Raw genomic sequence first — 12476 nt, 5'->3', positions numbered from 1 at the left:
CCGCCGGTGCCCTCGACCGCCAGCCCGAGCCCGCCATGTAGTGAAGACCTTTCACGAGCCGCCGTTGATTCGATTACACTTTCTGCCTTCGCTACTCGCCAGTAGGGAAAGTTGGGCTAGCCGAACGTGAAGGCATAGGCCCGGATGCCGGCATCGAGGAACGTGATCTCGAAGGTCCGGTCCGCGATCGCCCCGGACTGGCGCACGAGCTGATAGAGGCGCGGCTCCTGAGCCGTTCCCCATCCTTCGGCATCGACGTCCGAGCCGTGGTCCGCCTGCGGCGGCACGCCGTCGATCGTGACGCGGAAGCGGACGGGCCGGGCTTGCGCGCCCATCACGAGGTGAAGGTCGCGGGCGTGGAAGCGATAGGAGATCCGCCCCTCGGCCGCATCGAGCGCGGCAAGCCCGCCCTCGATCGTCCAATCGCCCGAAAGCGCCCAGTGATTGAGGGGCAGGCGTGGCGGCACCGTGTAGTGGCGGCTCCTGCCCAGGACCGCGCCGCCGGGAGACGCGAAATTTTCCGCCTGCTCGTAGCCCACGTAGGTCTCGAGGCTTTTCAGGTTGGCCCAATCGGCGGCCGCCTCGGCGCCGCGGCCAGCCACCGGAACCGCTTCCCGGGCGATGCCGCGCGCCCCGGCCTCTTCCAGCAGGCGCTGGATGACCAGCTCCGACTGCGCGTAGCCACCCTCGCCGAACTGATGATGGCGGATGCGTCCCAGCGCATCGACGATGTAGAACGCCGGCCAGTACTGGTTGTCGAACGCACGCCAGATCGCGTGGTCGCTGTCGACCGCGATCGGATAGCCGATCTGCATGTCGCGCGCGGCGCGCCGCACGTTGTCGATGTCGCCTTCGAACGGGAATTCGGGTGTATGGACGCCGACCACCACCAGGCCCTGGTCCTGGTATTTCTTGGACCAGGCGCGGACGTAAGGATGGGCCCGCAACCAGTTGATGCAGGTGTAGGTCCAGAACTGCACGAGGACGACCTTGCCGCGCAGGTCTGCCGGCGCCAGCGCAGCGCTGTTGATCCAGCCGGTGGCGCCGGTGAAAGGCGGCAGCCTGCCTTCGACAGGCAGGTCTGCCGGCCGCGTCCGCCCGGGCTGCTGCGCGTCGGCGGCCATGCCCAGCCCGCCGGCCAAGGTCCCGGCGGCCGCCGCGATGAAACGGCGCCGGTTGATCGGCGCGGGTGTCTCGACCGGAGCCATGGGAGTCTCCTTCGCCGATCCGGCTAGACCAGCCTGACGGTCACGTCGATATTGCCCCGCGTCGCCTTGGAATAGGGGCAGATCAGGTGCGCGTCGTCGACCAGGGCCTGCGCCACGTCGCGGTCGATCCCGGGGACGCTGACATTGAGGCGGGCGCGCAGGAAGTACGCGCCGTCGGCGATGTTGAGATCCACCTCGGCCTCGATCGCCGTGTCGGCCGGGAGCGCGATCTTCCTCTTCTGGGCGGCCACCGCCATGGCGCCTTCGAAGCAGGCTGACCAGCCGGCCGCGAAAAGCTGCTCCGGGTTGGTGCCCATGCCCGGCGTTCCGGGGCTCGAGAGCTTGACGTCCAGGCGGCCGTCGCTGCTGCGCGAGGCGCCGTCGCGGCCGCCTGTCGTGCGGGTCTTGGCGGTGTACAGCACCTTCTCACGCGCTGCCGTGGTCGTGGCCATGGTGGTTCTCCTCATGATCCCTGGTTGTGCCCAGCGCGTCGTGCGCTGCGAGCTGTCCCAATCTGGGCACAGGCGGCAGCCAGCGCCCGTTAGGTGTTGTGAGATGCTGTGAGCTGCTGCAGGACCGCGATCGGAAGCGATGTGGGGGAGCGGCCACCGCCATGTTGCCGGTCCGTTGCGTGGGCTATAGAGAGCTGGCACGCGGCGGAGAAAGGAGGGCGGCATGACGGCGCAGGCCAAGGACGTCATCTCGTTCGGCCCTTTCAGCTTGTCTGCACGCGGCAGGCTCCTGACCAAGGACGGCGCGCCGGTCGAGCTGGGCGCGCGCGCCCTCGATATCCTGATCGCGCTCGCGTCACGCCCCAACGAAACCGTCAGCAAGCGCGACCTGCTGGCCCGGGTGTGGCCCGATGTCACGGTGGAAGAAAGCAGCCTGCGCTTTCACATGGCGCGCCTGCGCAAGGCGCTCGGCGACGGCAGGAACGGCGCGCGCTACATCACCACGCTTGCCGGGCGCGGCTATTGCTTCGTCGCGCCGGTCTCGCGGTCCAGTGAAACGCCCGCCGCGCCGGCGGCCGACGCGGCCTATCTCCCGCACGCGAATCTGCCAGGCCGGCTGCTCCGCATGGTCGGGCGCGCCGATGATGTCCAAGCGGTCACGCGCCTGCTGACGGCGGAGCGGTTCGTCACCATCGTCGGCAGTGGCGGCGTCGGCAAGACCACCGTTGCGGTCGCGGTCGCGCACGACCTGATCGATGCCTTCGACGGGGCGGTTCTCTTCGTCGACCTTGGCACGCTGATCGCGGCCGATCTGACCGTCACGGCGGTGGCGTCCATGCTGGGCCTGCCGGTCCGGTCCGACGATGCGACTCCCAGCCTGCTCACCTACCTGCGGGACAAGCGGATCCTCCTGGTGCTCGATACCTGCGAGCACCTCATCGACACGGTGGCGCCGCTGGCGGCACGCATCTTCGCCGACGCGCCGCAGGTCCACATCCTGGCCACCAGCCGCGAGGCGCTGAGGGTCGAAGGCGAGCACGTCCACAAGCTCGAGCCGCTCACCTGTCCGCCCGACGATCCGGCGCAGACAGCGGCTTCCGTGCGCTCGTTCCCGGCGGTCCAGGTGTTCCTCGAGCGGGCGGCGGCGGGCGGCGCCCGGCTGGATTTCAGTGATGCGGATGCGGCGGTCGTGGCCGGCATCTGCCGCAAGCTCGATGGCGTGGCGCTGGCGATCGAGCTGGCCGCAGGCCGGGTTGGCGCCTATGGCCTGCAGCAGACGGCGGCCCTTCTCGACCAGCGCCTGATCCGGCTGTGGCCGGGGCAGCGCACCGCACCGCCGCGCCAGAAGACGCTGCAGGCTACGCTCGACTGGAGCTACGCGCTGCTGTCCGAGGTGGAAAGCAAGGTGCTTCGCCGGCTGGCCGTGTTCGTCGGGCATTTCACGATGGACGCTGCGCTTGCCGTCGTGACGAGCGACAGCATCCATGAGTCGCTCGTCTTCGGCGCCATCGACAGCCTGGTCGCCAAGTCGATGCTGGCGACGCGCCCGGCCGGAGCGATGATGCGCTACCGGCTCCTGGATGCGACGCGCGTCTACGCGCTCGACATCGACATTGACCGCGCCGAGCTCGCCGAGCTGGCGATGCGCCATGCGACCTACTACCGGGACTGGCTGAAGCAGGCCGGCGCTATGGCCCCGGCACTGTCGGCTGCGGCGGAACGCCTGCCGCTGCTGGCCAACCTCAACAATGTGCGCGCGGCGTTGGAGTGGTGTTTCGGGCCGAACGGCGATACGGGCATCGGTGTCGAGCTCGCCGCCGCGGCGGCGCCTGTGTTCCTGGCGATGTCGCTGCTGCCCGAGTGCCATCGCTGGTCGGCGCGGGCGATCGAGGCGCTGAGCGATGCCACGCGTGGCGGCGCCGAGGAGATGCGCCTTCAGTCCGCGCTGGGCATGGCCCTGATGTTCATCCACGCCAGCAGTGAGAAGGCGCAGCAGGCCCTGGACCGCGGCCTGATGATCGCGGAGGCGTGTGGCGATGCTCTGCACCGGCTCCAGGTCCTGGGCCCGCTGCACATGTTCCATCTGCGGATCGGGCATTTCAGGGATGCCCTGCACTACGCGCGGCAGGGCGTGGCCGCTGCCAGCGACGTCGAGGATCCGGCGGCCCGGACGCTGGCCCACGCTCTTGCCGGAATTTCGATGCACTTCCTCGGCGACCTCGGCGCCGCCCAGGTCGAGCTCGAGACGGCGCTGCGGCACAGCCGGGACTCGCAAGGGACGCGCGCGATCTATCTCGGCTTCGACGGCCAGACCCTGGCCGGCATCGTCCTGGCCCGGAATCTGTGGCTGCAGGGCCACCCGGCCAAGGGCCTGGAACTGTTGCACCAGACGGTCAGGGACGCGGAACGCCGCAATCATCCCGTCACGCTGGCGATCGCCCTGATCTACGCCATTTCCGTCCTGTTCTGGACTGGCGACCGCGACGGCGCGCAGAAGCATGTCGACCAGTTCGTCGCTCACGCTCAGCGCCACTCCCTGGCGCCCTATCTGGCCGTCGGACAGGGCTTCAAAGCCAGGCTGGCCCTGCTGCGAGGCGATGCCAAAGGCGGCGTGGAAAGCCTGCAGTCCTGCCTGGCGCAGTTCCACGCGACGCGCTACGAGCTCCTGGCGACACCGTTCAACGCAACGCTCGCCGAAGGGCTCGCCGCTCTGGGTCGGCACACCGACGCCGTCGCGCTCATGACCGACACCATCAGGTTGTGCGAGGCGAACGGCGATCTTGTCTACATGCCCGACCTGCTGCGCGTGAAAGGCTGCCTTCTGCTTGCCGATGCGCCGCCGAACGACGCGGACGCGGCGCGCTGCTTCAAACAGTCGCTGGACTGGAGCCGCCGCCAGGGCGCGCCGGCGTGGGAGCTGCGCACCGCGGTCGACTATGCGACGCTTCTGGCAGCGCGTGGCGAAGCCAATGGCGCCCGCGCGCTTCTGCACCCCATATTCGTGCAATTCGCCGAAGGCACGGAAACGGCGGACCTGAGATCTGCCGCGCGCCTGTTGGCGAGCTTGAGGTAGCGCCGCAGCCCATTCGGGACGGTCGGCCCGGCCCGCGCGCCGGGCGGGCTCGGGGCATGGTGGCGCTAACGCCCCTCACAACATCTAACAACGCCTCGCGGGCATTTTTCGGGTTTCTGCATCACCTTCCGCTGCAGACAACCAGGCAGGCAAGGGAGACACGCCATGCCGCGAGATCTGCCGGAGATCGAACAGACCGTGCCCGCATCGTCGGGTGTGCGTTACCTGGAGGACTTCGCGCCGGGGCAGACGTTCCGCTCGGGACGGCTGACTATCGATGCGGCACGCATCAAAAGCTTCGCGGCGGCATTCGATCCCCAGCCCTTCCATCTCGACGAGTCTGCCGCCCGCGACACCGTGTTTCGCGGCCTGGCGGCGAGTGGCTGGCATACCGCCGCGATGACGATGCGTTTGCTGGTCGAGGGCGAGCTCAAGCCCGCCGGCGGCATCGTCGGCATGGGCCTGGACGAGCTCAAGTGGCCAAGTCCCGTCCGGCCAGGCGATGAGCTGCGGGTCGAAAGCGAGATCCTGGATGTGCGACCGTCGAAATCGCGACCGGGGCAGGGCCTGATCAAGGTCCGCACGGTCACGCTCAACCAGAACGGCGATCCGGTTCAGGTGACGGTGGTCAACCTGCTGGTGCTGCGTCGTCTGGCCGGGGATGGAGGCGCACCGTGAACGCGCTGCTGGAGAGCATTCTGGAGGCCCATGGTGGCCTTGACCGCTGGAAACGCTACGCAAAGGTGGAGGCCAGCATCGTCAGCGGCGGCGGCCTGTTCGCGCTCAAGGGCCTGCCGCAGGATTCGACCCCGCGGCGCATGACCGTCTGGCTTCACGAAGAACGCGCCTCCGTCATGCCGTTCGGTGCACCCGACCAGCGCACCATGTTCACGCCGGAGCGTGTCGCCATCGAAAAGCTCGACGGCACCCTGGTGGCGGAACGCCACGCACCCCGTGATTCGTTCGCTGGCCATCAGATGAACACGCCCTGGGATCCGCTGCATCGCGCTTACTTCAATGGCGAGGCGCTCTGGACCTACCTCACCACGCCGTTCTTTCTGGCCATGGACAGCGTGCGCGTCGAGGAGACGCAGCCGTGGCGGGAAGGGGCAGAGACGTGGCGAGTCCTACGTGCCTACCTTCCGGGCACGATCGAGACGCATTGCCTCGTCCAGGACTTCTTCTTCGGCGAGGATCTGCTGCTGCGCCGGCACGACTACACGGTGACCGTCGCCGGCGGCTTCGCGGCGGCCCAGCTCGTCTCGGACTACACCGAGGCGAACGGCATCCGGCTGCCCACGCAGCGCCGCGCCTATGCACGGACGTCCGACCGGCAGCCGATCCGCGACCTGCTGATGGTCTCGATCGCCATCGATGACGTCAGGTTCGAACAAGAAGGCGACGGCACGAAGCGGTAGTTGAGGCCTGCGGCGTCGGGCATCGCCGCGTGTCGGTGCGTTGCTGTCCCCGGCACGCGCCAACAACGTCTCACAACACCTAACGGGCGGTTCGCCGCCTGCAGCCCCAATGTCCTCCCAGCACGCGGGCCGCATCGGCGGCCACGACAACCAGGAGACTCGCCAAATGCGCACGACTGCAACAACCGGCGTGGGAGGAGCCACGGCTCTTCAGCGCCGAGATCCGGGCCGCCTTCAGGCCCCTGCGCCAGTCGATATAGTACCGGCGATCGGTGGAAGGTGAGTCGCGACTATCATCCCGAGCGCCCCTTCGACAGGCTCAGGAGAGGGATCTCCTGCGAAGTGCGCAGCGTGCGTCCCATGCGGGAGATCCCTCGCTGCGCTCGGGATGACGGATGTATCAGCGACCTGCGATTCCCAGCACCAGGACAGGCAGACGCGCAGCGTGCCGTGGCCTTTCCGCGGCACGCAACACCACCCGAGGAGGTCCGACCATGTCTGATATCAATCCCCCGGACGCGATCGACAGGCAACGCCGCCGATTTCTGGGCGGCGCCGCGCTGGTGGCTGCGGCCGCCGGGTTCGGCACGATCGGCGCCGCGTGGGCGCAGTCGGCAAAGTCGGGCGGGGCGACATCATTTGCCGCGCTGAAGCAGATCGACGCCGGCGTCCTGAATGTCGGCTACGCCGAAGCTGGTCCGGCCGACGGTCCGCCCGTCTTGCTCCTGCATGGCTGGCCCTACGACATCCACACCTATGTCGAGGTCGCGCCGCTGCTGGCAGCGGCCGGCTACCGCGTGATCGTGCCGCATCTGCGCGGCTACGGCACGACGCGCTTCCTCTCGGACGCATCCATCCGCAACGGCCAGCCGTCGGCCATCGCCGCCGATATCGTCGCCTTGATGGACGCGCTCAAGATCCAGAAGGCGGTCGTCGCCGGCTGCGACTGGGGTGCGCGCACGGCCAACATCATGGCCGCGCTGTGGCCGGCGCGCGTCAAGGCCATGGTCTCGGTGAGCGGCTACCTGATCGGCAGCCAGGAGGCCGGCAGGATGCCGCTGCCGCCGAAAGCCGAGCTGCAATGGTGGTACCAGTTCTATTTCGCTACCGAACGCGGCCGCCTCGGCTACGAGAAGAACCGGCGCGAATTCGCCAGGCTCATCTGGCAGCTGGCCTCGCCCAAGTGGCGCTTCGACGACGCCACCTTCGATCGCAGCGCCGATGCGTTCGACAATGCGGACCACGCCGCGATCGTGATCCACAACTACCGCTGGCGGCTCGGCCTTGCCGAGGGCGAGGCGAAGTATGACGAGCTGGAAAAGCGGCTCGCCGCTGCACCCGTCATCACCGTGCCCACCATTACCCTCGAGGGCGATGCCAACGGCGCGCCGCATCCGGAGCCGAGCGCCTATGCCGGCAAATTCTCCGGCAGATACGCGCACCGGAACCTCAGCGGCGGCATCGGGCACAACCTGCCGCAGGAAGCGCCGCAGGCCTTCGCCCAGGCCGTCTCGGACGTCGACAAGTACTGACCCGGAAGGACATCAACATGCCTTCGACCTCGACGCGCCTCTTCCTCGGCTTCCTCGCCGGGTTCCTCTCGCACCTGATCTTCCAGGGCGGGTTCGGCAGCATTCTTTACGCCGTGCACGTGCTGCCGACATTGCCCTGGAGCCTCGCGCCGGTGCCGCCTCTGGGTGTGCCGAGGAGCCTCTCATTGGGCTTCTGGGCCGGGCTCTGGGGCGTGCTCTATGCCGTTCTCGAGCGGCGGTTCACGGCGCTGCATGCGTGGTGGTCGGGTGGGCTCATCTTCGGCTTCGCGCTGCCGCTGCTCGCGTACTGGTTCGTCGTCCTGCCGCTGAGAGGTGCCGGCATTGGTGGCGGCTTCCATGTCGCGATGGTGCCGATCGAGATCGGCTTTCACGCCGTCTTCGGCCTCGGCACGGCGATTCTCTTTCGGTCCGGCGTTGCCCTCATCCGTCGGCGTGGCAGGGCCTCACCAGAGGCTCTCCATGGCTGATCGCGGTTCTGCCGGCTCGTCTCGGCATGGTGTTCAACACATTGCCGTTTTTGGCGGGCGCTAACAATTCCTAGCAATACACAACGAGCGCTTCGCCAGCGGCCGCATTATTGTGGTGGTTGGATCGATCGACCCTTACGGCAAGGAGACTTTAACGATGCGCACGGCCACAAGCATCGACGTGGTCGACCACGATCGCCGCCGGCTATTGCGTGGTGCCCTGGCTATCACCGTCGCGGGCGCTGCCGGCCTGCTTCCGGCATATCCGGGTGTCGCGGCCGGCGGTGACGCTATTCGTCCCTTCCGCGTCAATGTCCCCGAAGAAGACCTCGCAGAGCTTCGCCGGCGTGTGTTGGCGACGCGCTGGCCCGACCGCGAGACGGTCAATGACCAGTCGCAGGGCATCCCGCTCGCGAAGATCAAGCCGCTCATCGCCTATTGGGGCACCGGCTACGACTGGCGAAAGGCGGAAGCGAAGCTGAACGCGCTGCCGCAGTTCATGACGGAGATCGACGGCGTCGACATCCACTTCATCCACGTCCGCTCGAAGCACCCCGATGCGCTGCCGGTGATCATCACCCATGGCTGGCCGGGTTCGGTGTTCGAGAATCTCAAGGTCATCGGTCCACTCACGGATCCGACCGCACATGGCGGACACGCCGAGGACGCGTTCGATGTGATCATTCCGTCGATGCCGGGCTATGGCTTCTCCGGCAAGCCGACGGACACGGGCTGGGGCCCCGATCGCATCGCGCGAGCCTGGGCGGAGCTGATGAAGCGCCTTGGCTACACCCGCTATGTTGCCCAGGGCGGCGACTGGGGCTCCCCCGTCTCGAGCGCCATGGCGCGCCTGGCGCCGGCCGGCCTGCTCGGCATCCATATCAACCTGCCGGCGATCGTGCCGCCCGAGATTGCCGCGGTGCTCGCGGTCGGCGGGCCGGCGCCGGCGGGCCTCTCCGAGAAGGAGCGCGCGACGTTCGACGCCTTCATCGCCGCCGCCAAGATGGGGAACAGGACCTATGCCGCGATGATGGGCAGCCGGCCGCAGACGATCGGCTACGCCATCACGGACTCGCCGGCCGGCCTCGCGGCGTGGATGCTTGGGCATCCAGGTTTCACGCATTGGACCTACGACAGCAGCGATCCCGAAAAGTCACCGGACGAGGTGCTCGACGACGTCACGTTGTACTGGCTGACGAACAGTGCGGTGTCATCGGCGCGGCTCTACTGGGAATATGACGGCGGCCGCAGTCCTGCCTTCGCGGCCGGCGAAAAGACTGCCGAGATCTCGCTGCCGGTGGCCATCACGGTGTTTCCGGGAGAAAGCTATCGAGCTCCCGAGACCTGGGCGCGGCGCGCCTATCGCAACCTGATGTACTTCCACGAGGTCGACAAGGGCGGTCACTTTGCGGCGTGGGAACAGCCGGAGCTTTTCAGCACCGAGTTGCGGGCAGCATTCAAGCCCCTGCGCGCGGCGAAGTGAGACACCGCAGGTTTCCTCGACCACCGCGATCCGGCGCGTCGCCTAACCCGGCGCGCCGCGCCGCTCCATCAGGCCGCGTGCCGGGTCGTAGCCGATGATGGCGCAGGCCAGGAACAGCACCAGGTAGCCGGCCAGGCCCAGGCAGGCGACGAGGTCGAACTGGCCGTAGAGCGCGAAGCGGATCAGCTCGACGGCCTGGGTGAACGGGTTGACGGCGCAGATGTCGGCCAGCAGGGGGCTCGACTCGCGCACCCGCCACAGCGGGTAGAGGGCGGAGGACGCGAAGAACATCGGGAAGATCACGAAGTTCATCACGCCGGCGAAGTTCTCGAGCTGCTTGATGAACGAGGACAGCAGCAGTCCCAGCGCCCCCAGCATCAGGCCCGACAGGATCAGCGCCGGCAGCACCGCGAGATAGCCCAGCAGGGGCGGCTGCACGCCCCAGAACCAGGCCACGGCCAGGAACACGTAGGCCTGCAGCACCGACACCGTGACGCCGGCCAGCAGCTTGCAGACCAGCAGGTACCAGCGCGGCAGCGGGCTGATCAGCAGCGTCTTCATGCTGCCCATCTCGCGGTCGTAGACGATCGACAGCGAGCTCTGCATGCCGTTGAAGAGCTGGATCATCGCCACCAGGCCGGGGACGATATAGACCTCGTACAGCACGTAGGTGTCGTAGGGCGGCATGACCGACACGCCCAGCACGGCCCGGAAGCCGGCCGCGAAGATGAACAGCCAGACCAGCGGGCGCACCAGCGCCGAGACGAAGCGCTCGCGCTGATGCACGAAGCGCAGCCCCTCGCGCACGATGATGCCCCGCAGGCAGTGCAGGTAAGCCGCGATCATGGCGTCGCTCCTGGCCGCGCAACCGTCCCCTCCGTCATCCCGAGCGCAGCGAGGGATCTCCTGCGGCAAGGCGCACAGTGCGCCATTCGCGGGAGATCCCTCGCTGCGCTCGGGATGACAGCGAGGGCATATGCGAATGCCCTGTGTCGCTCGGGATGACGGTCGCGCCCGAACGCGGGGGGAGGGAAGATCGTCATGGCTTGCCGCCTCCCGCGGTGCGCGGGCCGGTGGGGCCGGTCATGCGGGTGAAGGCGTCGCGCAAATTGTCGGCGCCGGACTGGCGCACGACGTCCTCGACCGTGCCGTCGGCGAGCACGCGGCCGCGATGCAGGATGATCACCTGGTCGCCGTCGGCGATCTCATCGATCAGGTGCGTGGCCCACAACAGGCCGATGCCTTCCTCGCGGCACAGCAGCCGGGCGTGGTCGAGGATGTCCTGGCGGCTGCCGATGTCCAGCCCGACGGTGGGCTCGTCGAGCAGCAGCAGCCGCGGCCGGTGGATCAGGGCGCGGGCGATCTCGACGCGGCGGATCTGCCCGCCGCTCAGGGTGCGGATCTTCTGCCTGGCCTTGTCGTCCAGGCCGGCGCGCGCCAGCGCCTCGGCGATGCGTGGCCGCGCCACGCCCGGCGCAATGCCGTGCAAGGCGGCGTGGTAGGAGAGGTTCTGCACCACGCTGAGGTCGAGGTCGAGCGTGCGCTGCTGGAAGACCACGCCCATCTGCGCCAGGGCGACGGACGGCTGCTGCCGCACGTCGGCGCCGTAGACCCGGATCGAGCCGGAGCGGTTGTTGTAGAGCCGCGTGATCAGGGAGAACAGCGTCGTCTTGCCGGCGCCGTTCTGGCCCAGCAGTGCCGCGAAGCGGCCGGCCGGCACGCTGAACGACACGCCGTCCAGCGCCTTGGCCTTGCCGAAGGCGTGGCTCAGGTCGCTGACGGCGAGGGCCGGCGCGCCGGCCGCCGGTTCGTTGGCGGGCGCGTTCACGGGCCTACCGCGACGCCCCAGGGCGCCTGGCCGACGGTGACTGACTTGACCACCTTCAGCGCCGGCACGTCGATGACGGAGATGTCGTTGGAGACGCCATTGGTGGTGTAGAGCCGCGTCTCGTCGGCGTTGAAGGCCAGCTGCCAGACGCGCTGGCCGACCAGCAGGTAGCTCTTCACCTCGAAGCTGTGGGCGTCGATCACGGCCACCCGGTTGGCCGGGCCCAGGGCCACAAAGGCCAGCTTGCCGTCGCGGCTGACGCGCACGCCGACCGGCTGGATCTGATCGCGCCGCACGCCGGGGATGTCGAAGGTGATACGCTTGATCACCTTGCGCGCCGCCGCGTCGATGACGCTGACGCTGGCGCCGATCTCGGCCGTGGCCCAGACCTGCTTGCCGTCGGCCGTGAAGATGGCGGCGCGCGGCCGGTTGTCGACCAGCACGTTGCCGACGATGTTGCGTCCGGTGGCATCGATGAAATGCACCATGCTGGTGGTCTCGGACGTCACCACCACGGTCTTGCCGTCGGGGCTGATCGCCATGCCCTCCGGCTCGACGCCGACCTTGACCTTGCCCAGCGCCGTCCCCTTGGCGACGTCGACGATCGTGACCGTGTTGTCGTCCTCGTTGGCGGCGTAGATCAGGCTGCCGTCGGGGCTGATCACGAACTGCTCGGGATCGGGGCCGGAAGCCAGGGTGCGCACGACCTGCTGCTTGGCGACATCCACGACCTTGATCGTGTGATCATCGCTGACGCAGACATAGAGCCACTTGCCGTCGGGGCTCAGCAGGATGCCGCGCGGCCGCTTGCCGACCGGGATGGTCTTGGTGACGTTCAGGCTCTGGCCGTCGACCACGCTGACGCTGTTGCCCTTCTCGTTGGAGACGTAGATCGTCTCGGCGGCCGCCGGCATCGCTAGCGCCAGCAGCACCGTGACGGCAGGCAGCAGACCGGTCCTCATAGTTGGTTCCTCCCGGGTGTGATTGTCCCTCT

The 12476-nt window shown here is 68.1% G+C and carries 11 protein-coding genes; 6 read left to right on the top strand and 5 right to left on the bottom strand.

Going from position 1 to position 12476, the window contains the following annotated elements; all coding sequences use genetic code 11:
• Positions 1–116 precede the first annotated feature (116 nt).
• Together FHP25_RS26930 and FHP25_RS26925 are read right to left on the bottom strand one after the other, a co-directional pair.
• Positions 117–1208, bottom strand: coding sequence for a redoxin domain-containing protein (locus FHP25_RS26930; RefSeq protein WP_147850071.1), 1092 nt, complete (start codon positions 1206–1208; stop codon positions 117–119).
• A 23-nt stretch (positions 1209–1231) separates the two neighbouring features.
• On the bottom strand, positions 1232–1660 hold the full coding sequence (locus FHP25_RS26925; RefSeq protein ID WP_147850070.1) for an organic hydroperoxide resistance protein: 429 nt from the start codon (positions 1658–1660) through the stop codon (positions 1232–1234).
• Positions 1661–1883: 223 nt separating this feature from the next.
• On the opposite strand from FHP25_RS26925, the gene FHP25_RS26920 reads away from it, so the two are divergent.
• The 6 genes from FHP25_RS26920 (at position 1884) to FHP25_RS26895 (ending at position 9654) form a co-directional block, all read left to right on the top strand.
• Complete coding sequence (locus tag FHP25_RS26920; RefSeq protein ID WP_147850069.1) at positions 1884–4733, top strand: ATP-binding protein; 2850 nt, start codon at positions 1884–1886, stop codon at positions 4731–4733.
• A 165-nt stretch (positions 4734–4898) separates the two neighbouring features.
• A complete protein-coding gene (locus FHP25_RS26915; protein WP_147850068.1) occupies positions 4899–5411 on the top strand; it encodes a MaoC family dehydratase in 513 nt (170 codons plus the stop codon).
• Positions 5408–6151, top strand: coding sequence for a hypothetical protein (locus tag FHP25_RS26910; protein ID WP_147850067.1), 744 nt, complete (start codon positions 5408–5410; stop codon positions 6149–6151). The genes FHP25_RS26915 and FHP25_RS26910 overlap by 4 nt, the downstream gene beginning before the upstream one ends.
• Before the next feature lie 494 nt (positions 6152–6645).
• On the top strand, positions 6646–7683 hold the full coding sequence (locus tag FHP25_RS26905) for an alpha/beta fold hydrolase (protein ID WP_147850066.1): 1038 nt from the start codon (positions 6646–6648) through the stop codon (positions 7681–7683).
• Positions 7684–7700: 17 nt separating this feature from the next.
• Positions 7701–8171 carry a hypothetical protein gene (locus FHP25_RS26900; protein WP_147850065.1) on the top strand — a complete coding sequence of 157 codons (471 nt, stop codon included), beginning with the start codon at positions 7701–7703 and terminating at the stop codon, positions 8169–8171.
• 157 nt (positions 8172–8328) lie between these two features.
• A complete protein-coding gene (locus FHP25_RS26895) occupies positions 8329–9654 on the top strand; it encodes an epoxide hydrolase family protein (RefSeq protein ID WP_147850078.1) in 1326 nt (441 codons plus the stop codon).
• Positions 9655–9696: 42 nt separating this feature from the next.
• Here the strand turns inward: FHP25_RS26895 and FHP25_RS26890 are convergent, their stop codons facing one another.
• The 3 genes from FHP25_RS26890 to FHP25_RS26880 form a co-directional block, all read right to left on the bottom strand.
• A complete protein-coding gene (locus tag FHP25_RS26890) occupies positions 9697–10500 on the bottom strand; it encodes an ABC transporter permease (protein ID WP_147850064.1) in 804 nt (267 codons plus the stop codon).
• Positions 10501–10693: 193 nt separating this feature from the next.
• Entirely contained in the window at positions 10694–11482 is a 789-nt protein-coding gene (locus tag FHP25_RS26885) for an ABC transporter ATP-binding protein (protein WP_147850063.1), read from the bottom strand.
• The gene (locus tag FHP25_RS26880) at positions 11479–12444 is read right to left on the bottom strand and encodes a PQQ-dependent catabolism-associated beta-propeller protein (RefSeq protein ID WP_147850062.1); all 966 of its coding nucleotides are present in this window, start codon (positions 12442–12444) and stop codon (positions 11479–11481) included. Before FHP25_RS26880 ends, FHP25_RS26885 begins: the two co-directional genes overlap by 4 nt.
• Positions 12445–12476: the final 32 nt, after the last annotated feature.

Source organism: Vineibacter terrae, from assembly GCF_008039615.1.
GTDB classification, from domain to species: Bacteria; Pseudomonadota; Alphaproteobacteria; order Reyranellales; family Reyranellaceae; genus Vineibacter; species Vineibacter terrae.
The sequence above is the reverse complement of the archived record's forward strand: the minus strand, read 5'-3'. Positions and strand labels throughout refer to the sequence as shown.

What these genes read in the sequence shown, in the direction of transcription:
- FHP25_RS26925 (WP_147850070.1), bottom strand. Translation starts at nt 1,660, where the DNA reads ATGGCCACGACCACGGCAGCGCGTGAGAAGGTGCTGTACACCGCCAAG.
- FHP25_RS26895 (WP_147850078.1), top strand. Translation starts at nt 8,329, where the DNA reads ATGCGCACGGCCACAAGCATCGACGTGGTCGACCACGATCGCCGCCGG.
- FHP25_RS26920 (WP_147850069.1), top strand. Translation starts at nt 1,884, where the DNA reads ATGACGGCGCAGGCCAAGGACGTCATCTCGTTCGGCCCTTTCAGCTTG.
- FHP25_RS26930 (WP_147850071.1), bottom strand. Translation starts at nt 1,208, where the DNA reads ATGGCTCCGGTCGAGACACCCGCGCCGATCAACCGGCGCCGTTTCATC.
- FHP25_RS26880 (WP_147850062.1), bottom strand. Translation starts at nt 12,444, where the DNA reads ATGAGGACCGGTCTGCTGCCTGCCGTCACGGTGCTGCTGGCGCTAGCG.
- FHP25_RS26890 (WP_147850064.1), bottom strand. Translation starts at nt 10,500, where the DNA reads ATGATCGCGGCTTACCTGCACTGCCTGCGGGGCATCATCGTGCGCGAG.
- FHP25_RS26915 (WP_147850068.1), top strand. Translation starts at nt 4,899, where the DNA reads ATGCCGCGAGATCTGCCGGAGATCGAACAGACCGTGCCCGCATCGTCG.
- FHP25_RS26900 (WP_147850065.1), top strand. Translation starts at nt 7,701, where the DNA reads ATGCCTTCGACCTCGACGCGCCTCTTCCTCGGCTTCCTCGCCGGGTTC.
- FHP25_RS26905 (WP_147850066.1), top strand. Translation starts at nt 6,646, where the DNA reads ATGTCTGATATCAATCCCCCGGACGCGATCGACAGGCAACGCCGCCGA.